General features: G+C 60.0%; 22 protein-coding genes and 2 pseudogenes. 21 read left to right on the forward strand and 3 right to left on the reverse strand.

All coding sequences use genetic code 11. The features are described 5' to 3' along the window. Positions 1-191 precede the first annotated feature (191 nt). Positions 192-410, reverse strand: coding sequence for a hypothetical protein (locus GQ59_RS31505; RefSeq protein WP_084683332.1), 219 nt, complete (start codon positions 408-410; stop codon positions 192-194). Between the two features lie 706 nt (positions 411-1,116). On the opposite strand from GQ59_RS31505, the gene GQ59_RS28755 reads away from it, so the two are divergent. The 7 genes and pseudogenes from GQ59_RS28755 to GQ59_RS32580 all read left to right on the forward strand — a co-directional run bounded on the left by GQ59_RS28755 (position 1,117) and on the right by GQ59_RS32580 (position 7,215). Beyond that, positions 1,117-1,536 (forward strand): hypothetical protein, encoded by a 420-nt coding sequence (locus tag GQ59_RS28755; RefSeq protein WP_037088104.1) that lies wholly within the window; start codon positions 1,117-1,119, stop codon positions 1,534-1,536. 747 nt (positions 1,537-2,283) lie between these two features. After that, positions 2,284-2,397, forward strand: a pseudogene (locus tag GQ59_RS32575) (TetR/AcrR family transcriptional regulator); the annotation flags it as partial. A 789-nt stretch (positions 2,398-3,186) separates the two neighbouring features. Beyond that, on the forward strand, positions 3,187-3,957 hold the full coding sequence (locus tag GQ59_RS28770; RefSeq protein ID WP_051904256.1) for a cyclase family protein: 771 nt from the start codon (positions 3,187-3,189) through the stop codon (positions 3,955-3,957). A gap of 66 nt (positions 3,958-4,023) precedes the next feature. Continuing rightward, positions 4,024-4,917 carry an SMP-30/gluconolactonase/LRE family protein gene (locus tag GQ59_RS28775; protein WP_051904257.1) on the forward strand — a complete coding sequence of 298 codons (894 nt, stop codon included), beginning with the start codon at positions 4,024-4,026 and terminating at the stop codon, positions 4,915-4,917. A 33-nt stretch (positions 4,918-4,950) separates the two neighbouring features. Then, a complete protein-coding gene (locus GQ59_RS28780; RefSeq protein ID WP_037088026.1) occupies positions 4,951-5,937 on the forward strand; it encodes a sialic acid TRAP transporter substrate-binding protein SiaP in 987 nt (328 codons plus the stop codon). A gap of 545 nt (positions 5,938-6,482) precedes the next feature. Beyond that, positions 6,483-6,709: pseudogene (locus GQ59_RS31510) on the forward strand (nucleotidyltransferase family protein); the annotation flags it as partial. A 266-nt stretch (positions 6,710-6,975) separates the two neighbouring features. Continuing rightward, positions 6,976-7,215, forward strand: a complete 240-nt coding sequence (locus GQ59_RS32580; protein WP_162183330.1) for a hypothetical protein — start codon at positions 6,976-6,978, stop codon at positions 7,213-7,215. On the opposite strand, the gene GQ59_RS28785 is transcribed toward GQ59_RS32580, so the two are convergent. Next, a complete protein-coding gene (locus GQ59_RS28785) occupies positions 7,149-7,592 on the reverse strand; it encodes an SDR family NAD(P)-dependent oxidoreductase (RefSeq protein WP_037088028.1) in 444 nt (147 codons plus the stop codon). The two genes, GQ59_RS32580 and GQ59_RS28785, sit on opposite strands and share 67 nt — an antisense overlap. A 59-nt stretch (positions 7,593-7,651) precedes the next feature. On the opposite strand from GQ59_RS28785, the gene GQ59_RS28790 reads away from it, so the two are divergent. The 10 genes from GQ59_RS28790 (at position 7,652) to GQ59_RS28835 (ending at position 19,176) form a co-directional block, all read left to right on the forward strand. After that, positions 7,652-8,047 carry a response regulator gene (locus GQ59_RS28790; RefSeq protein WP_037088031.1) on the forward strand — a complete coding sequence of 132 codons (396 nt, stop codon included), beginning with the start codon at positions 7,652-7,654 and terminating at the stop codon, positions 8,045-8,047. 162 nt (positions 8,048-8,209) lie between these two features. Further along, positions 8,210-10,066, forward strand: coding sequence for a methyl-accepting chemotaxis protein (locus GQ59_RS28795; protein WP_244448084.1), 1,857 nt, complete (start codon positions 8,210-8,212; stop codon positions 10,064-10,066). 4 nt (positions 10,067-10,070) lie between these two features. After that, on the forward strand, positions 10,071-11,492 hold the full coding sequence (locus GQ59_RS28800; RefSeq protein WP_037088038.1) for a chemotaxis protein CheW: 1,422 nt from the start codon (positions 10,071-10,073) through the stop codon (positions 11,490-11,492). Next, the gene (gene cheB / locus GQ59_RS28805; protein WP_037088040.1) at positions 11,489-12,571 is read left to right on the forward strand and encodes a chemotaxis-specific protein-glutamate methyltransferase CheB; all 1,083 of its coding nucleotides are present in this window, start codon (positions 11,489-11,491) and stop codon (positions 12,569-12,571) included. The genes GQ59_RS28800 and cheB overlap by 4 nt, the downstream gene beginning before the upstream one ends. After that, on the forward strand, positions 12,571-13,437 hold the full coding sequence (locus tag GQ59_RS28810; RefSeq protein WP_037088043.1) for a CheR family methyltransferase: 867 nt from the start codon (positions 12,571-12,573) through the stop codon (positions 13,435-13,437). Before cheB ends, GQ59_RS28810 begins: the two co-directional genes overlap by 1 nt. Next, on the forward strand, positions 13,438-15,399 hold the full coding sequence (locus tag GQ59_RS28815) for a chemotaxis protein CheA (RefSeq protein ID WP_037088045.1): 1,962 nt from the start codon (positions 13,438-13,440) through the stop codon (positions 15,397-15,399). Then, positions 15,396-15,689 carry a hypothetical protein gene (locus tag GQ59_RS28820; protein WP_037088048.1) on the forward strand — a complete coding sequence of 98 codons (294 nt, stop codon included), beginning with the start codon at positions 15,396-15,398 and terminating at the stop codon, positions 15,687-15,689. The genes GQ59_RS28815 and GQ59_RS28820 overlap by 4 nt, the downstream gene beginning before the upstream one ends. A gap of 54 nt (positions 15,690-15,743) precedes the next feature. Further along, positions 15,744-16,127 carry a response regulator gene (locus GQ59_RS28825; RefSeq protein WP_037088051.1) on the forward strand — a complete coding sequence of 128 codons (384 nt, stop codon included), beginning with the start codon at positions 15,744-15,746 and terminating at the stop codon, positions 16,125-16,127. Next, on the forward strand, positions 16,124-16,762 hold the full coding sequence (locus tag GQ59_RS28830) for a chemotaxis protein CheC (protein WP_037088054.1): 639 nt from the start codon (positions 16,124-16,126) through the stop codon (positions 16,760-16,762). Before GQ59_RS28825 ends, GQ59_RS28830 begins: the two co-directional genes overlap by 4 nt. A gap of 29 nt (positions 16,763-16,791) precedes the next feature. Then, positions 16,792-19,176 (forward strand): PAS domain-containing hybrid sensor histidine kinase/response regulator, encoded by a 2,385-nt coding sequence (locus GQ59_RS28835; RefSeq protein WP_037088058.1) that lies wholly within the window; start codon positions 16,792-16,794, stop codon positions 19,174-19,176. A gap of 105 nt (positions 19,177-19,281) precedes the next feature. Here GQ59_RS28835 and GQ59_RS28840 read toward each other — a convergent pair whose 3' ends face one another. After that, entirely contained in the window at positions 19,282-19,980 is a 699-nt protein-coding gene (locus GQ59_RS28840; protein ID WP_084683333.1) for a GntR family transcriptional regulator, read from the reverse strand. Positions 19,981-20,153: 173 nt separating this feature from the next. Between GQ59_RS28840 and GQ59_RS28845 the strand changes: the two genes are divergently transcribed. The 4 genes from GQ59_RS28845 to GQ59_RS28860 all read left to right on the forward strand — a co-directional run bounded on the left by GQ59_RS28845 (position 20,154) and on the right by GQ59_RS28860 (position 26,038). Continuing rightward, positions 20,154-22,094 (forward strand): ABC transporter substrate-binding protein, encoded by a 1,941-nt coding sequence (locus GQ59_RS28845; RefSeq protein ID WP_037088064.1) that lies wholly within the window; start codon positions 20,154-20,156, stop codon positions 22,092-22,094. Between the two features lie 97 nt (positions 22,095-22,191). Beyond that, complete coding sequence (locus GQ59_RS28850) at positions 22,192-23,178, forward strand: ABC transporter permease (RefSeq protein ID WP_037088067.1); 987 nt, start codon at positions 22,192-22,194, stop codon at positions 23,176-23,178. Beyond that, the gene (locus GQ59_RS28855) at positions 23,175-24,329 is read left to right on the forward strand and encodes an ABC transporter permease (protein WP_037088070.1); all 1,155 of its coding nucleotides are present in this window, start codon (positions 23,175-23,177) and stop codon (positions 24,327-24,329) included. Before GQ59_RS28850 ends, GQ59_RS28855 begins: the two co-directional genes overlap by 4 nt. Next, positions 24,326-26,038, forward strand: a complete 1,713-nt coding sequence (locus tag GQ59_RS28860) for an ABC transporter ATP-binding protein (RefSeq protein ID WP_037088073.1) — start codon at positions 24,326-24,328, stop codon at positions 26,036-26,038. Before GQ59_RS28855 ends, GQ59_RS28860 begins: the two co-directional genes overlap by 4 nt. Positions 26,039-26,040: the final 2 nt, after the last annotated feature.

Here is a 26,040-nt window from a genome sequence, read left to right on the forward strand (position 1 = left end):
ATGCAGTGTATCCCTGTCAGGCATGATACCGACCGAGTTCATGAAACCGGCGAAGGTGTCGGCGCTATCTTGAGGAAGGTCGAAATATGGCTTCCCTCCAATGAAAACCGTCCTGCCGGTCGTGGTGTCGAATATCTCCCACGTCGAGTCGCTGTCCTTGCGGATATCGAAGCGTGATCGGACCATTGTGGTCAAAGTCTTGCCCTCTGGCGCCGGTAGGTGATCGGTGGTGGAAGAGCTTCATGTGCCTGGGCGAGCGTTTCCAGCCAAGCCGCAAGGCCAGCGGGTACCTCCTCATTGCCCGTTTCCAGCGCTTCGATCCATGAAAGGTCACATTGCAAAGCCGACGCCAGGTTGATTGGCGTCCAGCGGATATGGCGCAGGCATTCGTTGAAGCGGTTAGGACTCATGAAGCCAGCATTCCCACCCTCTCCACGAGAGTCAAGTTGCAGAAGCAGATCCTGAGTAGCAAATTAGCTGCGCGAGTGCCTCTCAGATCGGAGGGTTGCGCCGGAGCCACAATTTGCTCAACTGCTGTGATGACTTCAGATGAGATAGAGGCGTTTGTGACCGCGACCATCGAGGCCGGGACTTGAGAGCCTCCGGCTCAGCGGGACGCGCTGCGGGTGAATTAGCCAGTTTAAGGTTCACAAGGGAGACAATCAGCATCTTCGACTTCTGGCGAAAGGATCCGCTCGCAAGCGACGTACTCCTGAGACGGGGAAGTTCTTAGCTCGTTCTGGCAGCCCCAAAATTTTACGGGGAAGAAATTCCAAGGAGTTAGGAGACTCATCAGGCGCCTAATTGCACCTTAAGGTCCCCCTCAATCAATCCTGCTTCATCCTCAACGGCGTGTGATGTTCGCGGAGACTGAATTGATGGAGAAGTCGGATTGGATGATGTTGCTAGCAGTCGCGATCCCGGTTGTGCCTGCACTGTTGAAGGAGATCAGGCTTTGGTGGGTGGCAAGGGGAAAGGATCGGCTTGGCCGATCTCGGGGGCGTCCTCAGCAGCCTTGACTTGAACACTGGCCCGATGGGTTGAAGTTGTATCGCAGACACTTCCACTTGTGGCTGAATCATGCTTATCCTCCCTGCGGGTAACATGGGGGTATTGATGAGGGTTTATTTTCTGCTGCCGGCGCTTGCGCTTGCGATTTCGTCTTGCGCGAAACGACCGGACGCAATCGTACCGACTGACATTCCGATGGCCGCTTACACCAACCTTTCGTGCGAGCAACTGGGCCAGGAGATGATCAAGGAGCAGACGGCTCTTGCCGCAGTCTCCAAGCAACAGCATGATGCCGCGACGGGTGATGCCTTTGGCGTGTTCCTGATCGGCGTGCCGATGTCATCGACTTTCGGCGGCGACAAAGAGGGTCAAGTTTCCGTCGCGAAAGGGAAGGTTCAGGCAATTCAGTCGGCGATGATGAGCAAGGGTTGCAACACCACGCCTGCGCCTGTGAAACCTGCAGCAACCAAGCCCACGCCAAAAGCAACGACCCCAGGTGCAACACCGAAGCCCAAAGCGGGCTAGGCTCTGCCGTCAAATCGTCTCCGATCGCACGCCGGTCTGATCGTCATCCAGTCAATGCGGCCATTTAGGACTGGCGGCGGCTTGCGTCAGATAATTAGGCCGATGAGGTAAGGGCGGATATTTCTCCAGCAGCCGCTTTTAAGCTATAGACGCGATGCGTACCTCGCTGAATTCCTCACCCCTGATGGGATCTCAAGGCGAGCATGCTTCAAGACTCGACTGTATGGCTTGCCTATACCGATTTGAAAGATATATGAGTCAATCACTCATCTTTTTCTATGCGGCTGTACTTTCTGGCGTAGAGCACAGGCGGCGTGGCGGAGACTGGTGGTCGGATTATGAGTGTTGATAGCGATGGCACGGACGGCCTGTATTTGCAGTACCGAGCGGCCCTGGTTTCCTACGCTACCCCTTTTGTCGGATCCCGTGTGGAGGCATAGGAGATTGTTCAAAAGGCTTTTGCCAAGCTCGTGCCGGATACTTTGAAAGGGATAGAGACCCCTATCGCTTATCTTCGCACGATCGTCCGAAACCTCGCAATCAATCGTCGACGCAAGCAACGATATGAGCTCGAGCAGGCCACCATACATGCACCGGAATGGATCCAACCACTTAAAACGCCGTCTCCGGAGCAACAGGCCGTGTTTAGCGATCAGATCCGGCTTCGGGCCACCGCACTTCAAAACTTCATTGCGACCTGAACATTTCGCTGATCGAACGGATCGCTCGGATCCCGGCATCAAGCAGGGTACATCCAAACGCAAGGCTGACGCCATCGACATCCATATGCTGATCAGTGCGTTCTGCTTTTTCCGCGTTTCCAATAGCAATACCTTCGGTACAATTTTCCAGCGGTATCTCGGAGCGGACCTCGCGCTGCGCCTCAGGTGATTTCGGACCCCGCCCCGCGTTATTTTCATGGCGTCCGCGCCGATGCCATTTGTTTTCCGACAGGGGAGGGGACCGGCACGGGCCAGAAAAATCGGAGCGCCCGCTTGCTTTTACTTGAATTAACTAAATAGTACGTTATTTATTTTCTTCGGGAGGAGAGGCGCCAAGCTTCTCGACATTCAGTTCGTTTTCGCCGGAGCCAAAAGCTTCGAACGGCGGGCCGTATGTTCACAGAGCTTCGAGGAGCATCACGCCATCTCCCTGATCGCCGACCACAAGATCGGCGTCCATGTTGGACATGGGGCATGCGGGACGTGAGGAGGATCACGGTAGGTGAGCTTTCCACACTGCGCCAGCTCACCCAAGCCACCGGAACGAGGATGACGGCATGATTACGACAGGACCACGGAACTCCGGCCTGATTTCGCTCCGATGTCACCTGCAGGCGCGGGGCTGGCCGGAAATAGCGGTTGCGTCGTCAGCGCCAGCGTGGGTCGTGTCTGCGCTGGCGCCGGTGACGACGGACCCCGGTCATGTGGCAGTCCAGAGCCTCAAGTCGGGCGTCAACGCGTGGCCGGCATAGTTCCCGGCGCCTGACCACGTGAGTGACATCTTAGGTGTCAATCTCGATGGACCGCCGCACCATCTTCTCACTCGCCACAGCAGAAGCAGACATCTCATCGAACGTTGGAGAGTATTTCCATGTGCCCACCAGGATGCCTTCATTCCATTTGCCAGACCGCGACGCGGCGGGGACTTTTGAAGACCGGTTTCGCGCTCGGCATCGGAGCGGCCGCGCTCCCATCCGTCACCTCGGCAAAAACCACGCCGCGATTTGCGTTCAGCGACACCATCGATCTCTCCCATGTTCTCTACGAAGGGTTCCCCACCTTTAGCGGCGACAAGTGGTTCACGGTCGAGCACCTGGCGACGTTCGAGAAGGATAAGGTGAACCTGCATCGCTGGACGATCGTGGAGCACAGCGCCACCCATATCGACGCTCCGATCCACTTTTCTGCCGACGGAATGACGGCGGACATGATCCCGATTTCCGATATGATCGTACCGCTCGTCGTGATCGACATACGAGCCCGTGCCGCCGACGATCCGGACACGTCCCTGACGCCGGACGACATAAAGAAATGGGAAACCAAGAACGGTCGCCTCCCGAGCGGATGCTGCGTCGCCATGAACTCCGGCTGGCACAAGCTGGTGGGCGACAAGAAGTTCACCGGCATCGACGAGCAGAAGCGCAACCACACACCGGGATTCCATGCGGAGACGGCGCATTTCCTGATTTCGGAACGGGAGGTCAAGGGCATCGGCGTCGATACTCTGTCGCTCGACACGGGTCTGAATTCCGGCGGCGCGTTCCCGGTGCATTACGAATGGCTCGGCAGCGGTCGGTGGGGCGTGGAGTGCCTCGCCAACCTCGATGCCATTCCCGAAAAGGGCACGCACCTGCTTCTGGGGACGCCGAAGGTCAAGGGTGCGACCGGCGGCCCGACGCGTGCGATCGCGCTGGTCTAGGACATGGCGAGGCTGCTGTTAATTCAATGAGTTCAGGCGAAGGCCCAGTCGATATGAGAGGTTTTGATGGTTGAGAGGATGATCTCTGCCGAGAAACTGGATTGCGTGGTGCGTACGGCGGACCAATTGGGCGAAACGCCGCTTTGGTGTGACAGGACCCGCAAATTATGGTGGGTGGACATCGAAAGGCCGAAGCTGCAAAGCTTCGACCTTTCGTCCGGCCGCCATGACGTTTTCCCTGATCCAGACGTCACCTATCTTGGCGGCCAGGCGTTTACCTCTTCGGGGGGCCACCTTCTGGCTCGTGACCTGTCGCTTTTCACCCGCTCCGACGACGGCGAGCTTCGGTTCTTTACGGAGATCGAAAGCGGGATCGACAATCGCCTTAACGACGGACGAGTGGACGCCTGGGGCCGGCTGTGGATCGGGACTATGGACAACCAGCTCCACCGCCCGAATGGGGCGCTCTACCGCGTCGATCCTGATGGCACAGTCGAGAGGATCTTTGACCAGGTGATCGTGAGCAACGGCATCGCCTTCTCGCCGGACCGGCGCCGCATGCATTTTACCGATACACGCCGCTACCAGAGCTGGGTCCTCGACGTGGATCCGCTTACCGGCTCGGTCGCGGAACGGCGGATGTTTGCGGACTATTCGGCGACGGGCGATCGGCCGGACGGAGCCTGTTTCGATGTAGACGGCGGTTTGTGGACCGTCTTCTTCGGCGGAGGACGGGTGGTACGTTACGCCCCGGATGGACGCCTCGACACGGTTTTATCCATGCCGGTCAGCAATCCGACCTGCGTCTGTTTCGGGGGGCGAGACTACCGAACGCTGTTCATCACCACCGCATCGAAATTTCTGACGGAGGAACAGCGGGCAGCCGAGCCCATGGCGGGCGCCGTCTTCGCGCTCGAGGGGGTGGCGCAGGGATTCGCGGAACACCGATTTGCAATCTGAGGAGCGCCGGGAGCGCTGAAAGGGGAGGAAGACATGCAAGCCTTATCGAGACGACACTTTCTGGCGGGCGCGGCCGCGGTTGCGGCTTCGACCGGACTGCCCGGTGCGGCACTTGCGGCCACCAAGCTGCGATTTGCGGACGTGACCACTGCCGATGCGCCGCGTTCGCTCGCGCTGACCAACATCTTCGCGAAGGAGATGGGAGCCGACTACGAATTTCAGGGTTATTTCGGGTCGACGCTGTTCAAGCAGGGCACGGAACTGGTCGCCGTTCAGCGCGGAAACCTGGAGATGGCAATGTTGCCGCCTTCGGATTTTGCCAAGCAGGCGCCCGAATTCGATATCCTCGGCGCGGCCTATGTGGTTCGCGACGCCGATCATCTCAACAAGATCTTCGAGAGCGACGTCGGCGAAGAGTTCAGAAAAACGGCTCGCGAGAAACTGAAGGTGGAGATTCTGGCGCCCGCTTATTACGGAGCACGCCACCTCAACCTCAAGGGAAACAAAAAGGTGTCCAAGCCGGAAGACTTGGCCAGCGTCAAGCTTCGCATGCCGGGCGGCGAAAGCTGGCAGTTCCTCGGCAAGGCGATTGGCGCCAATCCCGTCGCCATGGACTACGCTGAGGTCTACACCGGTCTGCAGACCGGTGCGATCGACGCGCAGGACAATCCGCTGCCCAACGACAAGCTGATGAAGTTCTACGAGGTGACGAACCAGATTGTGCTGACGGGCCACAATGTCGGATTCGGCCTGCTCCTGATCGGCTCTTCCGTTTTCGACAAGCTCTCGGAAGCCGAGCAGAAGCGCATGCGAGACATCGCCAAGAAGGCCTTCGCCTGGAGCACGGCCGAATACCTTAAGCAGGAAAGCGAGCTGATCCAATTCTTCAAGGACAAGGGTCTGGACGTCTACGAGCCGGATGTCGCCGCCTTCCGCGACTATGCCCAGAAGCAGTATGCCCGCTCGCCACTGTCCTCGTCCTGGCCGCAGGGCATGATCGACCGCATCAACAAGCTGTAGTGCGGATGTGACCTCACAGGCGCGAGGCGGCGACACGGTCGCCTAGCGTCAAATCGACGACCAGGGGAAGACTTGATGAAATCCAAATGGCTCGCTGCAGGCGCGCGCGGCAAGCAACACCAGGCTTAAGAATGGCTTGAACCTCCGTCATGTGGCAGGCATGCCTGAAATCTCTGTTTGAAGTTCGGCCGGAGTTGTCCGTTTTGGGCGAATAGCTTGAGATTCCTGACGAAAACCGCAACGCTTTCGGGAATGTGAATTGCGTGAGCCCGAGCAGTAAGGGACATTCTCCATAGGTGGCAGCCCCGGTGAATGCGTTGTCTAGTCGAGATGAGGAAGTCAGTCGAACGTTCCGCGCCAAGCGTTTGAGCTAGCTCAGAAAAGTTCCATAAATAGACGCTGTGCCACGAAGGATGTCCATTCAGGAACTTAAGCCATCTGACCAACCTGTCGCCGGTGTCGACGTCCAAGCAGCGTCGAGCGAGCGCTGACCTAGCTCGGCGAGCATCGTCTGATACATGAGGTCTATGGACTTCATAAGCTAGGACGTCCGCCAAGCCGCTTTACTCTTTGAGGCACTTCTGCAGACGAGGCGGTCCGCCGAATTGGCGCTCGTCTACAACGAAGCATGGGAACGAGGGCCTGCGTGGCAGGAAGGCATTCGGACCGGGGCTGGGATGCTGCCGGCACAAGATGCCGAGCGGGTTAAGACCGTCTTGATCGAGGGCGCAAAAAAAATCGCGAAGAAATTGAACTTCCGTTTGCAGAATAGGTTGTCCTTCGCCTTAAAAGCCGACCGGTTGATTTGAAGTCGCGGACCAATGGAGTGCCGGGAAAAGCTGTGGTTTGCCATTCAGGGATTCGTGCCATTTGAGGCCCGCAATGCAGCTCATGGTCTCAGCGAGGCCAGCAGCGGCAGAAGTGCCGTGCCAGGCCTCTCCCGCAGGGGGGTATGGCCAGAGGGGCCACTGCGGTAAGCCAGTTCTATCAAGTGGCGGTGAGTTCCGACGCTGACCCTGGTGTCTTGGTGATCAATCCGTGAATGTCCACACCCCGATGTCGCCTTCTGGCGCAGCATCCCTTGGATCTCCGGTTGTTGAACATTGGTTCTGGTTGCGTTCTTCCGAAGCGCATCGTTTGCATGATGCAAAATTGCGTGCCGCTAAAAAAATATCTATGCGGGCAGTTAATGCCGGCGGCCGCGATGCACGTCAGTTTACCTTTTTGCCGGCGATGCGAAGTAATGACTTCAGCACCGTGTTCACCTTTGGCGGCTGATCTGGATCAGCATTACAGTCTGCGTCTGGTGAACACCTTGGCAGGGCATGCCAGCGCCGCCACACCCGCAGGAGTTGGTTCCCCTCCATGGCTCGCAGCTCGGCACATGCCAGATCCGCGGTCATTACGGCGGTTCCGATGCCTACGCGACTGACCAGAATATCAAGCCCTCCAACTGTGTCGACCCTCTGGCCGACGGTGCGACGGATAGCGTCCAGCTCGGCACTGTCGGCTTGAATGGCAAGCCCGCGCCAGCCTTTTTTAATAGTTTGAACGACCGATGCAGCCCTGTCTGCGGAGCGCTGATAGCTGAACGCGACATCCGTGCCATTGTGCCGGCGAAATTCGTTTATTTGGCAGAAATTTCGGGGAACCAACGGCGCCCAGGCGCATTATGTCAGGTTGGCTTATTTCATTCCTATTCTGGTTCCTTCCTATGGCAAATGACGCCGTTTTTGTTCTGCTCGTCGAGGACGACGGGTTGATCCGCATGAGCCTTGTCGAGGACATGGAGCATGCAGGTTTTCAGGTATTCGAAGCGGCCAATGCCGATGAAGCTCTAAAACTTCTGGCGGCGCATCCGGAGATCCAAGCTCTCTTCACGGATATTGACATGCCGGGTTCTATCGACGGCCTGAAACTGGCTGGTCTCGTGCGGCAGGCTCGCCCGGACGTGGCGATCCTTTTGACTTCCGGCTATCTGAAGATTCCGAAGAACGACCTGCCGGGAAAAACTCCCTTTTTCTCAAAACCTTATGAAGTCGACCGCGTGGTAGACCAGATCCGGGAACTGACAGCTCGCAAACACGGTAAAGTTTGCTTTACGACATGAAATCAAAGAGATTAGCAACCTTGCAAGCACCGGAGCCTGTCGCTTTGCATATTCGCGGCCGGGCTCACAGATAACGGATAATCCATGGCATTGGTGAAGACATCCCAACTGGGTACAAAGGCGGCTGCAAGCAGGGGCGCTCCGGCCGCACCGGCCGCGAGCATGACAGACAAGCTCGCGATCTCGCGGCGTTCGCAGGATCGCTCCCGCGTCCGGCAGCAGAAGGCAGCCGAGCGTATCGGAGCTGCGACAGAAGAACTGGCGACCGGTGTTGCGGAAGCCGCCGCAGCGGCCGAGGAACTGCGTCGCGCGCTGGAGCAGATCGCCAGCGGCGCCGAAGAAGCCGCAGGCGCTGCGCACGAATCGCTGTCCGCTACCACCCACCTTTCAGCCAGGTTCTCTGAGGCCAGAACGGAAGCGGAAGCCTTCCGCAGACGTACTGAAGAACTGCAGACCTCCGTCTTCGAATCCGCCGCGCAGATCGATGCGTCGATCTCGGCAATCGACGCCAACGCCTCCCGGCAAATCGCTTCCGTCACCGTTATCGACCGGCTGCAATCCCAAGCGGAAAGCATCGGGGCCACGACTGTCGCGGTCGCGGATATTTCGGACCGAACCAATCTCTTGGCGCTCAATGCCGCGATCGAGGCTGCGCGGGCCGGCGACGAAGGCCGCGGTTTTGCGGTCGTTGCCGATGAGGTCCGATCCCTGGCGGAAATTGCCGAGCGAAGCTCGCGCGATGTCAGCCAGCATGCAGAGACGATCGTCGCTGGCGTTCGCCGGATTGCCGATCGCATCAAGTCGGCGGCCGCGAAGGCCCAGGAGCAGACGGTTTCAGCCCGGACGGTTTCCGAAGCACTGCATGTTATTCGCTCGGGCCTGACCGCTCTATCGCAGAACAGCCAGGTGATCCTGATCGCTGCGGTCGAAGCCGAGGTCGCGACACGTGAAGCTCAAAAGGGCGCCGAAGCCGTGGCGGCTGCGGCCGAACAACAGTCCGCTGCCGCGGCCGAGGCGCAACGCGCGGTCCAACAACAGAGCGCAGCACTCGAGGAGAGCCAGCAGACGGCCCAGTCGCTGGCAACGCTTGCCGACGACTTGATGAACGAAAACGGCCGGTCCTCGCAGACGGAGGAGCTCAGTTCGGCTGCAGAACAACTGTCCGCAACAGTCCAGGAACTTTCCGGCGCTGCCGGCGAGATCCTAATCGCGATCGAGCAGATCAGCCGGGGGGCTGAAGCGCAGGCGGCCGCGACGCAGCAGGCCAATGCGGCCATGACACAGATCGAGAAGAGTGCCTCCCAGACTCAGGAGAGCGCCGAGCAGGCAAGCCAGCGCGCCGACGAAATCAAGACGTTCCTGGGAAGAAACAAGGCTGGCCTGAATGTCATCGCGTCGGGCGTTTCCGACGCACTTGGCGAAACAAGAAGCGCTTTGACGGACCTGAATTCGCTTGGTGAGATCGGGTTCCAGATCGAGCGCACGGTGGACCGGATCGTTCTCGTTGCGGTGCAGACCAGCATGCTGGCGGTGAGCGGTTCGGTGGAGGCGGCGAGAGCCGGGGAGGCAGGCCGCGGGTTTGCGATCGTCTCGACGGATATCCGCAAGCTCGCGCAGGACGCCGCCGAGAATATCGACGGCGTCAAGGATATCGTGCGGCAGATCCAGATGCAGATCGCCGCCGTCCAGCGGGAGCTCGAAATGATCGTCGTGGCCTCCGAGGTCGAGATCGCCAAGAACAGGCAGATCGTCGACCGGCTAGTCGCTGCGGAAGCCGATGTGGACCTCATGGTGCGCGGCAACGCGTCGATCTTGCAAGCGACTCAGGCAATCCTCGTGGCGGCAAAACAGGTTCAAGCCGGAACGCAGCAGATTGCCTCGGTCGCGCAGGAGGCGAATGCGGCCTCCGAACAGGCGGCAACAGCAGCAAGGCAGCAGTCCCGTGGGGCGGAGGACCTGGCGGCGGCTGTCGAAGAAATCGCGTCGCTGGCAGACGAACTCCAGATGTCCGGAAACTGAAGGTATGGCAGGATCATCCTCTACCGCGGATGTCGAGCGGCGACGTCTGGTATTCCGGGTCGGAGAGCGAAACCATGAGATCGAAGCGGACCTGGTGCTGGAAGTGGTAAGGGTGCCGCACATCACGCGGGTCCCGCATGGACCAATGGCGCTCGCTGGTATCGCCAATCTTCGCGGCAAGCCGGTCCCGGTCCTGTCGATGGGCAAGGTCCTGAATGGAAGCCACGGTTCGACAAGGGACGGCAAGATCATCGTTTACGATCACGGCGGCGCCGTCGGCCTGCTCGTCGATGATGTGTTGCGGCTTTCGGCTGATGCCACGACAGCACCGCTTCAGGGGCTGAACGGTCTGCTGGACGCAGCTTTTAAGGTGGCGAGGCGTGCGCCGGTCGAACGAGCCGTCAATGGCGACCGTGGCGCAGAGCTGGAGGCGAGCGTTCAGCTCATCGCCTTGCTGTCGTTTCGCGTGGCAGGGCAGCTCTATGGTCTACCGCTCGAGGATATCCGCGAGGTGGCGACGCTGACCGACGATATCGCGGTCATTCCGAATGCCGCGGCGGCGTTCATCGGTCTCATTCCGATGCGAGACAGCGTCCTGCCATTGGTTTCGCTGGCATCGCTTCTCGGTCTTGATGGCCCCCATTCGGCGGGTGAAGGCTCGCCTATCATTGTCGTGGAGTACGAGGGCGATCTGGTGGGCCTGGTCGTCGATGACATGGATGTCATCCGCCGCCTGGACGAAGCTGCCATCGACACGGTGCCGGCGGTGCTCCAGCGCGAGCGCGGCTATGCGCAGATCGAGGCGATCGGTCGGATAGCGGAAGGCGGACTGCTGATATCCATCCTGTCGCCGGAAAAGCTGTTCAGTCATCATACCGTCATCCAGGCGATCGGCCAGAATGAAGGAGCGAAACCGATGGGAACGACACGCGAGAAAGACGACACGTTCGAGCAGTTCCTGATCTTCCAACTCGGCGACGAAAATTACGGCCTGCCGATCGGCTCGGTAGACGAAGTCGTGCGCGTTCCGAACGAAGTGACCCGCATGCCTGGTGCGCCGACTTTTATGATGGGCGTCATCAACCTGCGCGGCAAGGCCATTCCGCTGATCGATCAGAGGACCCGTTTCGAAGCCGTCGAACTGGCGCAGACAGCCAAGGCGCGCGCCATCATCGTGACGCTCGGGACCCTGCAGGCCGGCTTCGTGGTGGATAGTGTGTCCGAAGTGAAAGCCTTCTCCTCGACAGCGCTGTCCGCAGCGCCTGAGTTTTCGTCCGAACAGACGGACGTCTTCGATCGCATCGCCCATATCAAATCCGACGGCCGAATGATCCTGCTGATCGATCCCCAGGAGCTATTGAGCCGCGCGGAACGGGACATCGTGGCGGCGATCACCGACAACAAGACGGCGGTGGCCGTTCCGTGATCCGTCTCCTCATCGTCGAGGATTCCGCGCTGATGCGGAAGCTTCTGGGCCGGATTTTCAGCGCGGAAGGTGATTTCGAGATCGAATACGCCCGTGACGGTGCTGAGGCGCTGAAGGTTGTGTCGAACTTCCGGCCCGACGTGGTGACCCTCGATATCCATATGCCGTTGATGGATGGGCTCACCTGTCTCGATCGCATCATGCTTGAACATCCTTGCCCGGTGGTGATGGTGTCGTCGCTCACGGAGGAGGGCGCGGAGGAGACCTTGGCGGCGCTGGAGATCGGCGCCGTGGATTTCATCGCCAAGCCAAGCGGCGCGATTTCGCTTTCGATCGACGAACTGACCCCGCGCCTCATCGAGAAAGTCCGCACTGCTGCGACGGTGCGGATCCGGCGCAGCCGCAGGCTTGCCGAGCGCGTTCGCCTGACGCAGAGAGCGGCGCCACGGCAGGCGCTTCCAGCGCGCCATCGCGAAAACTCTTCCCCAAGGACCCGGGATGCGGGCAGGCCGGGTCTCGTGCTGATCGGAACGTCGACGGGCGGCCCCCCTGCACTGGACGCGGTTCTCGCCAACCTGCCGGCCGATTTTGGTTGGCCGGTGGTCGTGGCGCAGCACATGCCCGCATCATTTACAGGACCACTCGCCCGACGACTGAACACGATATGTGCTTTGACCGTCACCGAGGTAAAGCTGCAGACCAAGCTCGAGCCTTGCAATATCTACATCGCCAGGGGTGACGCAGATATCGTCATCTCTTTGCGCGGCGGGTCTCTGGTGGCGATGGCTGCCCCGATCGACCCGGCCTATCGGTGGCATCCGAGCGTCGACCGGATGGTGCGCTCGGCGATGAAACATGTGCCGACACCAGATCTGGTTGGCATACTGATGACGGGTATGGGGAACGACGGTGCCGCGGCCATGGCAGACCTGCAGGCCGCAGGCGGCTACACGATTGCCGAATCGGAGGAAACCGCCGTTGTCTGGGGCATGCCGGGAGAGCTGGTGCGCCTTAACGGTGCCAGTGAAATCAGGCGCGTGGACGAAATCGGAGCCTGCCTCCTGGATCGGGTTTACTGATGGTGATCCCTCCGGCAGATTCGGAAAATTACGGTACTGCTCCGCTTTCGGTGGCCGATCTGGAGGAAATCTGCGCCATCATCTATCAACGCAGCGGCATGGTTTTCGGAGAAACGAAACGCTATTATATCGAACGACGCGTCGCCGACCTGATTAGCCAACGGAAGGCACGGTCGGTTAAGAACTACATTTCCATACTGCGTGGCGACCTGCGGGAAACCGAGCTGTTGATCAACAGCTTCACCGTCAACGAAACCTATTTTTATCGCGAGCACCACCAGCTTGCCTGCCTCAGCAATTCGATCCTGCCGGACGTGATCAAAGCGAAGGGGCCGGGCGATCGTATCCGTATCTGGTCCATGCCCTGTTCTAGCGGCGAGGAGCCCTATTCGATTGCCATCTGGCTGCTTGAAAACTGGCCACTGGTCGATGCCTACAATATCGAAATCACCGGCTCGGATATCGACACCGCCATTCTGCGGCAGGCGGTGGACGGGTACTATGGGCAGCGGTCGCTGTCGAAGATCCCGAAGGATATCCTCGACCGCTATTTCGAGCCCGAGAGGGAGCGGCAACGCCGGCTGATCGGCGATCTCAGGGAATCCGTGACCTTCGCCAGGGGCAATATCGTCGATCGGTCCAGTCTGGCGGCACTCGGGCGTTTCGATGTGATATTCTGCCGCAACCTGCTGATCTATTTCGATGAGGCGGCGCGAGAAGTCGCGGCGCGCAATATCCACGAACTGCTCTATCCCGGCGGCTATATCTGCCTTGGCCATACGGAATCCATGTCGCGCATTTCGGAAACTTTCGAACCGGTCCGCTTTCCCGACGCCATCGTCTATCGAGAGGCGGGAGTTAAATGAATGGATGAATTGATTCCCCAATTCGCCATCGAGGCGCGCGAACTTGTCCAGCAGGCTTCGGATGATCTCCTGTCGCTCGAGGCCAATCCGCGCAAACGCGAAAGCCTGGAAAGCGCCTTCCGGGCGTTCCACACGCTGAAGGGATCGGTTGGTCTTTTCGATTTCGGCCCAATGCTCGGATTATTGCATCAGGCGGAAGATCTTCTGTCGCAGGCACGCGTCGGCAAGATAGTCGTGGACGCGACGCTCATCGATCCACTTCTGGCGGTGATCGAGTGGGTTGATAGCAGTATCGACGGCATCTCGCAAACAGGTCGTCTATCCGAAGCGCAGGAGAAGCAGGCGCCGAGGCTTCTCAGGCTTCTAACCGGAGAAATGACCGAGCCCGACGCCAACGCGGGTGCCGATGCGCCCACACCACTCCCGGAGTGGGCGTCGGCTCTGCATGAACAGGCTGATCTTGTGGATGCGGGAGGAAGCTTGATCGCCGTCCGCTATGAACCGCATCCCGAATGTTTCTTCAACGGCGACGATCCGCTGGCGACGATATCTCGGCTTTCAGACCTGCGGTATCTGGCGTTTTCGCTTAAAGAAGACCCACCATTGCCGCAGGATTACGATCCTTTCCGCTGTAATCTGCTGATCGAGGCCATTTCGGGCGGTTCGCTTGCCGAGGCGGAAGCCGTGTTCCGACTGATCCCGGATCAGGTCAAGATCTTCACGCTGCCCGGAGCAACCGCCAAGCAGGCATCCGCCGGCCCGGAAGCATCACCGGACCGTTCGACGGATCGTCAATCGACGACCATGCGGGTCGATTCCGCGCGTATCGATAAACTGATCGAGATCGCCGGCGAGCTGATCACCGCCAAGAACGGCCTCGTTACGCTGGCGGAGGAAGCACGCGGCCACGGCAATGATCCCTTGGCAAGACGAATCCTCGCAAACCATCATGAAATCGAGCGCCTGGTCGCTTCGCTCTATAGCGCCGTCACCCAGGCGCGGATGATCCCGCTCGAACACACCTTTCGTCGCTTTCCGCGACTGGTGCGAGAAACATCGGCAAGGCTCGGCAAGGCGCTCGACCTCATCATCGAGGGCGAGACCGTCGAAGCGGATCGGGAAATCGTGGAGGAACTGTTCGAGCCTTTGCTGCACCTCATTCGAAACGGTCTCGACCACGGCATCGAGCCCGAAGCCGACCGGCTGCGGCAGTCCAAACCCCCCAGGGGCCGCCTCCTGCTGTGCGCCCGGCAGCGCGGCGACCAGATCGAGATCGAGGTAGCCGACGACGGCAGCGGCATGGATCCGCAGCGGGTGCGGGCGGCGGCGATCGATCGCGGCCTGATATCGCAAGGCCAGGCATCAGCTCTCTCCGACCGGGACATCCTGCAATTTGTCTTTGCGCCCGGCTTTTCCACTGCCTCCTCGGTCTCCGACTTGTCCGGCCGCGGTGTGGGCCTGGATGCCGTCCGGAGCTCCGTCAAAAGGCTTGGCGGGACGCTCGAACTGCAAAGCACGATCGGTTGTGGCACGTCCTTCGTTCTGAAATTGCCGATCAGCTTTTCGATGACGCAGTTGATAGTCGTTCAGGTTGGCGATGAGCGTTATGGCATTCCGATTTCGGACGTCATCGAGACCCACAAGCTCGCGGCGAGTGCCGTCCAGTCCATCCGGGCAGGCAAGGCCTTCGTATTACGCAACCGGACGATCCCATTGCTCCGCCTCGGTGAGCTGCTGCAGATGCAATCGCCGAACTCCCATTCCAGCGACCTCAAGGTGTTGGTCGTGCGCGCGGGGGAGGAGGAAATTGGTGTGTCGGTCGATGCGATCGCCGAGCGTGCAGAGACATTGACGCGCCCGTTGGCTGGTTTGCTGCACGGCGTGCCAGGGATTGCGGGAACGACTTTGCTGGGGGACGGAAAGGTCCTGCTGGTGTTGAACATGGAGGAGTTGGTACAATGACGGTTAGCCTCAAGACCGACACCATTATCTTGTCAGGAACATGCGGTGCGGAAGAAGTCGAAACACTCGTGGGGTATCTGGAAAGCCTGCCTGGTCTTTCCGTTGACCTTGGCGCGGCAACGGCGATACACACGGCTCTCTGGCAGGCCCTGATGGTATTTAGGCCAAGGATGGTTGGTGCCTCTATGTCATCGTTGGTAGATAACAGGCTTCTGCTGGCGTTAAACGCCTTCCTTGACGACACTCAAGAACCGCCGGTCAAACTTGCGGAGTCATCCTCATCCCAATAAGGGTATCATTAAGCTCGTGGCAGGCGGGGCCGCTACGACTATTCGGAGTAAGAAATGACGATCACAGTCCTGGTGGTGGATGATAGCAAATTGGCCCGCATCGTGGCGGGCAAGGCGATCGCCGCATTGCAACCCGATTGGACCCGTGTCGAAGCAGGCAATGCCGTCGACGCGATGGATATCGTCGGCTCGCAGCCAATCGACGTCGCAATCCTCGATTTCAACATGCCGGACAAGGACGGGCTTGAACTGGCGTCGGAACTGCGCGCCGCCCACCCGAACATGCCAATCGCGGTGATCACGGCAAATGTTCAGGATGAGATCATTGCACGGGTCCGTGCGCTGAACGCCACATTCGTCGCCAAGCCGGTTACTCAGGAGGCCCTTAACGGTTTCATCTCCGGCGCGGCGCTTCGGCTCAAGAAGGCGGGAGCATGACCGACAGCACTATTGCGCTGGACGAACTCGAACGCGATGCGCTGACCGAACTCGTGAATATCGGCGTCAGCCGCGCCGCCGCGAGCTTGCGAAAGATGGTCAACAAACAGGTGATCCTGTCTGTCCCGTCTGTCGAGATTGTCACGCGCAAGTCGGCAGCCTCCCTGATCGGCCAGCGCGAAAGCGAGAATCTGATCGCCGTCCAGCAGCAGTTCGAAGGTCCGTTCTCCGGCCGCGCCCTGCTGATCTTCCCCGAAAGCAACGGACTGTCACTCGTGCGCGCCATTGTCGGCGACGAGATGGGCGAGGCCGACGTTGTCGATATGGAAGAGGAAGCGCTTGCGGAGACCGGCAACGTTATCCTGAACGGTTGCCTCGGCTCGATGGCGAACATGCTGCAGCAAACCCTGAAAATGTCGCTGCCCAATCTGCGCCGGGGTGACAGCAATTTTCTGTTCGAGGCCATCGGCGGGCCAAATGAAGAGAGCTTCGTTCTCTTTCTGTATATCAACTTCTCGGTTCGGGAGCGTAATATCCGTGGATATATCGCAATGATCATGGACCTTCCGTCGCTGGAAAAGCTCAAACAGCTCATCGCCGACTTCATCGATCGCGTGATGGCGGAAGCAGACTGAAGTGAGGCGGGTGGGTAGCGGCGGCGATCATGGGTAACGATGCCGACAACTTGGCGGCCGAACTGGCTCGGGAGCGTTCGGAGCTCGAACTGGCCCAGCGCCGGTTGCAACTGACGCTGGATGCCGCCGGTGCGGCCTGCGGATGGGAATGGGATATTGCGCGGAAAAGGCTTGTGGCCGACGCCCGGTTTGCGGCGATCACGAACCAGGATGCCGTCGCGCTAGCGGACGGCGTCTCCACGGATCATTTCTTCATCTCCATCCATCCCGACGACCTCAAGCGTGTGAAGGTCGCGGTTGCCGGGATCTTGGCCGGATCCGAAGTGTTTTCCAAGGAATACAGGCTGATGCGCAATGACGGCGGTTACCGCTGGGTTCATGCGAGCGGTCGCGCCGTACTCGACGAGGACGACGAGCCCGTCAAATTTGTCGGCATGCTGGTCGATATCACCGAACAGAAACGCGCCAACGAGCAATTGCGAATTGCCCAGTTCGCCGGCGGCATCGGCACGTTCGAGCATATCGTCGGTTACGGCACGATCAGTGTTTCTGAGCAGTTCTGCCGGTTGTTCGGCCTGCATCCGACGCGTATCCTTCCGGTTCGGACGCTAAACGACCTGATCCATCCCGATGACGAACGGATCATAGATCTCAGCGATCCGGACCGCATCCAGAACGAGCGCAGCATCGAGTTTCGTGTCAGGCGCCCCAACGATGGCCAGGAGCGATGGCTGGCGCGGCGCGGCGAATATGTCGATGACACCGAATCCAGCGGTCGGCGCTACATGGGCGTGATCTTCGATATTACCGATGCCAAACAGACGCAGGAAAGTCTGCGGCAGGCCAATCAGGCCCTGTCCGAAATCGCCCGGGAAAGCATGCGGGAACGCAATCGCGTCTGGACGAATTCTCGGGACCTACTCGTCGTGATCGGCATCGACGGCGTATTCCGGGATGTGAGCCCGGCATGGATGGAGATCCTAGGTCACCCTCCGGACGAGGTCGTCGGCCGTCGCGTCACTGACTTCGTGTTGGCCGAGGACCTGGACCAGGTCGTTTTGGATCTCAAGCGAGCGGTCGAAAATACCCATACCGACCTGGAAATCCGCATGGCGCGCAAGGACGGCACGCCCCGTATCGTCTCATGGATGACGTCTCGCGAGGAGGACCGTATCTACGCCTATGGCCGTGACGTTACCATCGAAAGGCAGCAGCAAGCAGTTCTCGAAGACACAGAAGCTCAGCTGCGGCAGGCCCAGAAGATGGAAGCGGTCGGCCAGCTGACGGGCGGCATCGCCCACGACTTCAACAATATGCTGACGGGCGTGATCGGGGCTCTTTCCGTCATCAAGCGGAGGATCGCGGCAAAACGGCTGGATGACCTCGACAAGTTTATCGATGCAGCGAGTTCATCCGCGGCGCGCGCCGCGGCCCTGACCCATCGTCTTCTGGCCTTCTCCCGTCGGCAATCCCTGGATCGCCAGGCGATCGACGTCAATCAACTGATCGTCTCCATGGAGGATCTCTTCCGTCGCACTCTTGGCGAGCAGGTAGAGCTACTGATCAACCCGATGTCGCAGGCTTGGAAGGCATATACCGACCCCAATCAACTCGAGAGCGCCATTCTCAACCTCGTCATCAATGCCCGTGACGCCATGCCGGATGGTGGCAAGCTGACGATCGAGACAGCCAACGTCGCCTTCGCGGAAGCGGATCTTGCGCGCGGCGAAACGCTGCAGCCGGGAAGCTATGTCGTGCTTGCGGTCAGCGACACCGGTATCGGCATGTCTCAGGCAATCCTGGAGAAGGCATTCGATCCGTTCTTCACGACGAAGCCGATCGGCCAGGGGACTGGTCTCGGCCTCTCGATGATCTACGGCTTCGCCCAGCAGTCCGGCGGGCACGTCCGGATCTACAGCCAGGTCGGCCGCGGCACGACCATCAAGCTTTACCTGCCTGGCAGCCTCGATGAAATTGCACAGCAGAAGCCCGCGGTCGATCTGGACGTCACTCCACCTCGGGGCGAGGGCGAAACGGTTCTGATCGTGGAAGACGATACGTCCGTACGAATGCTTGTCGTCGATGTGTTGAAGGAACTCGGATATCGGGTGATCGAAGCGATCGACGGGGCCGAGGCGCTTCCTGTCATTGAAGGCAAGAGCCGTATTGATCTACTGATTTCGGACGTGGGATTGCCAGGCCTCAACGGCCGGCAGCTTGCGGAAATCGCGATCACGGCCCGCCCGACCCTAAAGGTGCTGTTCATCACCGGATATGCCGCGACGGCGGCGGCGCGTGCGGATTTTCTGGCGCCGGGAATGGAGATGATGACTAAACCCTTCGCGATCGACGATCTCGCCCAAAAGGTCAGAGAGATATTGACCGCTCCCCAGTCGGCCGTCGTCACGGAATAATGCGCTCCAATGTTCACGCCGCGGTGCGACGTGCGGGCTGCCTTTCAATCCTTACTGTTTCGAAAGACGAACTCTGACGCAGAGAGGCGTGAACGCAGATAAGAATCAACCGTGTCGCTTGTCCAGTCGCATGCGCTCGATGATGTGGCGACCGGAACCTTCAACGTGGCGGCCGATGGCGCGAGCAGCGCCTTCCACGTCCTGGTTTCTAATGCATGCGATCAGTTCGCGGTGCTCCTCCAGAACGTTCGCCTGCCGGCTAAGCGAGGTCGGGAAACCGCGGCTGATCGCCCAGAGAATATGGCGGTGACGCACCCAAAGGTCGACCGCATGACGGTTGTAGTGGCGGTCGTACATCAGCCGGTGGAACTGCAGGTCGAGATTGGAATGCTTCATCTCGTCTCCGAAGTTCAGCGCCTCGATCTCCTCCTGGAGCCGTTCCAGCTCCTCGATATCCGACTTGGTGACGATCCCGACGAACCAGCGGGTTAGCGCCGGCTCGATCAGGACCTCGATCTCGCAGATGTCGCGAACGAACTCTTCGTCGATGGGGCGGACGCGGGCGCCGCGGTTCGGCGTCATGATCACGAAACCTTCGCCGCGCAGCTGCTGCAGCGCCTCGCGCACCGGGTTGGTGGATGTACCCATACGGCTCGCAAGCTCGGCCACCTTCAGGCGTTCGTTCGCCTTGACACGCCCGTGAATGATGTCGTCGCGCAGCCGCTCGTAGATCGAGGAGCCGCCGTCCTCCGCCAGATCGTCGCGGTCGGGAACAGCCTGTCGAATGTTGGTAATCGTGCTCATAGGCTTGCTTTTAATGCACTTTCCACCGTCTTCCAAGAGTAAAACATTTAATTTCATACATCCAGATTGACAAATAATGTACGATCTGAAAGTTTTCATCCAGCATGAATGCCGTAATGGCACTCGTTCGGGAGGAAGCCGGCGGAGACAGCCGGTCAAGAGGAGGAGAGAATATGGGTTACCAGCAGAAGCTGCGTGGCCTCGTCGTGTCGACGGGGTTGCTGACGACCGTGCTCTGGGGAGCGACGCTCCCGGCCTGGGCGGCAGATTACAAGCAGGCACCGATGCTCGACGAACAGGTGAAGGCCGGCAAGCTCCCAGCGGTCGCCGAGCGTCTTCCGGAACATCCTTACGTAGAGACCATGGTCGAAGGCGTCGGCAAGTATGGCGGTACGCTGCGCACGACTATCCTCGCCAATGGCGACCAGTACAATCTGACCCGCACGATCGCCAACGAACTGCTCGTCCGCTGGGACCCGAAGTGGCAGAAGGTGATGCCGTCTCTGGCCGAGGAGTTCAAGGCTTCGGACGATGCGACGACCTACACGTTCAAGCTTCGCAAGGGCCTGAAATGGAGCGACGGGCAGCCTTTCAACGCTGACGACATCATGTTCTGGTACGAAGACGTGTTCATGAACTCGGCGCTTTCGCCGGCCAAGAACCCGACCTTCACGGTTGCTGGCAAGCCGGTCAAGGTGACCAAGATCGACGACCTGACGGTCGAGTTCAAGTTCGAGTCACCCTACGGCCTGTTCATCCAGCAGCTCGCCTATGGCCAGGGTCACCTGCCGGTGATTTACCCCAAACACTACCTCAAGCAGTTCCACGACAAATACAACAAGGACGGCATTCCGGCTCTGCTGAAGGCCAATCCGGCCGCCGGCGACTGGGTGGCGCTGTTCAATTCCAAGGTCTCGCTGACCTTCCAGCCGCCGTTCTGGCAGAACCTCGCTTTGCCGACGCTGAACCCGTGGGTCCTGACGGTTCCCTATGCCGACAGTGAACGCGTCGTCGCCACCCGCAATCCCTATTACTGGAAGGTCGATACCGCCGGGAACCAGCTGCCCTATATCGATGGCATTACCTGGGCGAAGCTCGACGACCCGCAGCTGATGGCGCTGAAGATGACCTCCGGCGAGTTCGATTTCGCCTTTCGCCACATCAACAACTCGACCTTCAAGTCCGTACTCTTCGACGGTCAGCAGACCGGCAATTACAAGTTCGTCGACGTTAAGGACCTGCCCGCCAACGACGCGGTCATCCTCCTGAACCTGAACTCCACCGATCCGGTGAAGCGCAAGATCTTCCAGAACAAGGATTTCCGTATCGCGCTCAGCCAGTCGATCAACCGACAGGAGATCATCGATCTCGTTTATGTCGGGCAGGGGGCTCCGGCGCAGGTCGCCGTTCAGCCGGAGCACGAGCTGTTCAACGAGCGCGAGGCGAAACAGTATACCGCGTTCGATCCCAAGGCGTCGGCGGCGATCCTCGACAAGATCATGCCGAACAAGGATGCCGAGGGCTTCCGTCTCGACGAGACCGGCAAGCGTTTCACCATCAACTTCATGGTCGCCGACGTCTTCGGCCTGTCTTATCCCGACGTAATGCAGATGGTGCAGAAATATGCCAAGGAGGTCGGCATTGACATCCAGCTGCGCACCACGGACCGCGCCCGCCTCAACACGATGTGGGCGGCGAACGAGCAGGACGCCTATATCTGGAACTGCGTCGGCGGGCTTTCGGAAGTCTATACCGATCCGCGCTGCTACATGCCGTTCCAGAAGGCCGATATCTTCTTCGCGATGAAGTGGAGCGAATGGTATTCGAACCACGCGACGGGCGAGGAGCCGCCGGAAAACATCAAGGCGCTGATGGCAGCCTACGACAAGGTCAACGCCGCGGTCACCGACGACGACCGCCGCCAGAAGATGAAGGATTTTCTCAATCAGTCAGCCGACAACTTCCTCAACATCGGTATCTCGCGCCCGATGCCGAAATACATGATGACGTCGAAAAACCTGAAGAATGTCGTCAACGGAATTCCGATCACCGGCAACCTCTGGCACCCGGCGCCGACGCTGACCCAGTGGTATTTCGACAAGCCGGCAAAATAGGGCCGACCCAGTAAGGGCCATCAGGCTCCTCCCGAGGCCGGTGGCGGCTTGAACGCTGCCGCCGGCTCCCTTCGATCCAAATCGAACGGTCAGTTTCATGCTCCGTTATATTCTCAAGCGGCTGTTGTTCGCGATCCCGACACTGTTTGCCGTCTCCATCATCGCCTTCATCATCATCCAGCTGCCGCCGGGCGACTATCTGACGACGCTGATGGCCGACTGGGCAAGCCAGGGCGGCGCGGTGGAAGCCGGCACGGTCGCGGCGATGCGCGAGCGCTACGGCCTCGATCAGCCGCTTTATTTCCAATATTACAAATGGATCTGGGGCATCCTGACCGCCGGCGATTTCGGCATCTCGTTCGAACTCGGCAAGCCGGTGACGGAGCTGATCTGGAACCGCCTTGGCTTCTCGCTGCTGCTGTCGCTGCTGACGCTCTGCTTCGTCTGGGCGATTGCCATCCCAATCGGCATCCTGTCGGCGGTGCGGCAATATTCGATCTCCGACTACACGGCGACCTTCCTCGCCTTCTTCTTCCTCGCGGTGCCGGACTTCCTGATGGCGCTGTCGGCCATGTATGTCATGTCCGCCTGGTTCGGCCAAAGCGTCGGCGGACTGTTCTCGCCCGACTATGTGGATGCCGGCTGGAGTTTTGGAAAGCTCGTCGATTTCGCCAGGCATGTCTGGCTGCCGGTCGTGGTCATCGGCCTCGGTTCGCTCGCAGCCCTGGTGCGAATCATGCGCGCCAACCTGCTCGACGAATTGTCGAAACCCTATGTCACCACGGCGCGCGCCAAGGGCATGTCCGAGCTGGAGCTGCTCATCCGCTACCCGGTCCGATTGGCGCTCAACCCGCTGATCTCGACGCTCGGCTGGATCCTGCCGGCAGTCATTTCGGGCGAGATCATCGTCTCCGTGGTGATGAGCCTGCCCACCACCGGCCCGCTGCTGCTCCGGGCGTTGCTCACCCAGGACATGTATCTCGCCGGCTCGCTCATCCTGCTGATCTCGGTGCTCACCATCATCGGCACGCTGATTTCGGACATCCTGCTCGCTCTCACCGACCCGCGGATCCGTTTCCAATGACAGATATCACCAGCCTCCCGCCGGAAACCGGCCCGTCGTTCAACCTGCCCGGCAAGGACATTGCCGTCGCCGGCCAGTGGCGCCTGTTCTGGCTCAAGTTCAAGAAGCACAGGATAGCCCTGGCGAGCCTCGTCGTGATCGTCTTCATGTATCTCGTCGCGGTATTTGCGGACTTCATCGCGCCCGTCGATCCGAACGCCACCAATGCGCGCTTCACCTATGCGCCCCCACAGGGCCTGTCGCTGCTGCTCGATGGTTCGTTCCGGCCGCATGTGAACCAGCTGAAGATGACGCTGAACACCGAATCCATGCGCCGCGAATTCGTGGCGGATCCGACCAAGCCGGTCTCGGTCGGCTTCTTCGTGAAGGCGCCGCAGCCCTATCATCTGCTCGGCCTGATCCCGATGGAGACCAAGCTTTTCGGCCTCACCAATCCGCAGGTGGGCGACAGCCTCTACATCTTCGGCGCCGACCGGCTCGGCCGCGACATCTTCAGCCGTGTCGTACACGGTGCCCAGATCTCGCTTTCGATCGGACTTGTCGGCGTGTTCATGAGCCTCATCCTCGGGGTGACGATCGGCGGCGTTTCCGGTTTCTTCGGTGGGTGGGCGGATCTGGCCATCCAGCGATTCATCGAACTCTTGCGCTCGATCCCGACCATCCCGCTCTGGATGGGACTGGCTGCCGCGATCCCCGTCGGCTGGCCGCCGCTTAGGACCTATTTCGTTATCACCCTGATCGTCTCGCTGATCGGCTGGACGAGCCTCGCCCGCGAAGTGCGCGGCAAGTTCCTGTCGCTCCGCAACGAGGATTTCGTCATCGCCGCAAGACTCGATGGCATGAGCGAGATCGGCATCATCTTCAACCACCTGGTCCCGTCGTTCATGAGCCACATCATCGCAACGCTGACGCTGGCGATCCCGTCGATGATCCTGGCCGAGACGGCACTTTCCTTCCTCGGCATCGGCCTGCAGCCGCCGATCATCTCCTGGGGCGTGCTGTTGCAGGAGGCGCAGAACATCCGCGCCGTTGCCCAGGCGCCCTGGTTGCTGTTCACGCCGGCGGCCGCGATCATCATCTCGGTCCTGTCCCTCAATTTCCTCGGCGATGGTCTACGCGATGCCGCTGACCCCTATGAGTCCGTGTCATGAGCATAAACCCCAATGTGTCACAGAATACGATCCTCACGGTCGAGGACCTCAAGACCTACTTCCCGCTACGCACGGGGATCTTCAAGGCGGTCGACGGCGTCTCGTTCGAACTGAAGCGCGGCAAGACGCTCTGCGTCGTCGGCGAGAGCGGTTCCGGCAAGTCGGTGACCGCCCGCTCGATCCTGCAGATCGTCGATCGGCCCGGTCGCATCGAAGGCGGATCGATCCTGCTCACCCGCGCCGACCGTTCGGTGACCGATCTCGCGAAGCTCGACCCGCGCGGCAAGGACATCCGATCGGTGCGCGGCAAGGAGATCGCCATGATCTTCCAGGAGCCGATGAGTTCGCTCTCGCCGGTCCACCGCATCGGCACCCAGATCGGCGAGGCGCTGCGCATCCATTTCGGGATTCTCGGCAACGAGCAGCGCGAACGCGTGCTGGAACTGCTGCGCCAGGTGGAAATCCCGCGCCCGGAAACCGCGATCGACCGCTATACGTTCGAGTTCTCCGGCGGCATGCGCCAGCGGGTGATGATCGCCATGGCGCTCGCCTGCAATCCGCAAGTGCTGATCGCCGACGAGCCGACGACCGCGCTCGACGTCACCACCCAGGCGGAAATCCTCGACCTCATCAAGAAGCTGCAGCAGAGCCACGGCATGGCCGTGCTGTTCATCACCCATGACATGGGCGTGGTGGCCGAAATTGCCGACGAGGTGCTGGTCATGTATCGCGGCAAGGTGATGGAACGCGGGCCGGTGGAGCAGATCTTTCATGCCCCGCAGGACGACTATACCCGCCGGCTGATCGGTTCGGTCGTCAAGCTGGAGAAGAAGGCGGAAGTCCGTCTGACACGGGCGCCCATCGCCGCCGAAGCGGCGCCGCTTCTTGACGTGAAGAACTTGTCGCTGACCTTTCCTTCTGGCCTCAAGGCGGTCGATGACGTGTCGCTGATCGTGCGGCCGGGCGAGACGCTGGGCATCGTCGGTGAGAGCGGTTCCGGCAAGACGACCATGGGCCGCTGCCTTCTGCGCATCTATGATGCGCAGGCTGGCGCCATCGATTTCCGCCGCCTGGATGGGCGTACGGTCGACATCCGCACCGCCGACAAGGCGGAGCTGAAAGATATCCGACGCGAGGTGCGGATGATCTTCCAGGATCCGGTAGGCTCGCTCAGCCCCCGCAAAAATGTTGGCCAGATCATCGCCGAGCCGCTGAAGCTTGCCGGCGTAAAGGGCAGGGAGCTTGAAGACCGGGTCTCCGAACTGATGTTGCAGGTCGGCCTCGAGCCCGCCTGGCGCGAGCGTTATCCGCACGCCTTTTCAGGTGGCCAGCGCCAGCGCATCGGCATTGCCCGGGCGATTGCGGTCAAGCCGCGTCTGATCGTTGCCGACGAGGCGACCTCGGCGCTCGACGTGTCGCTGCGCTCGCAGATGCTCGACCTGATGATGAAGCTGCAGGACGAACTCGGCCTCTCCTACGTCTTCATCTCTCACGACATGTCGGTTATCCGCTACATGTGCGACCGCGTCGCGGTCATGTATCGCGGCAGGATCGTCGAGACCGGTGATACCGACCAGGTCGTCAACCACCCGCGGCACGACTATACCCGCGCGCTGCTCTCGGCCATTCCCCATCCCGATCCGCGCGAGCGGCGCATCCACAAGCGGTTCCGCTACGACCCGGCCCGCACAGTTTCAGCCAACGGATAAAT

It is taken from the genome of Neorhizobium vignae, from assembly GCF_000732195.1.
GTDB classification, from domain to species: domain Bacteria; phylum Pseudomonadota; class Alphaproteobacteria; order Rhizobiales; family Rhizobiaceae; genus Neorhizobium; species Neorhizobium vignae.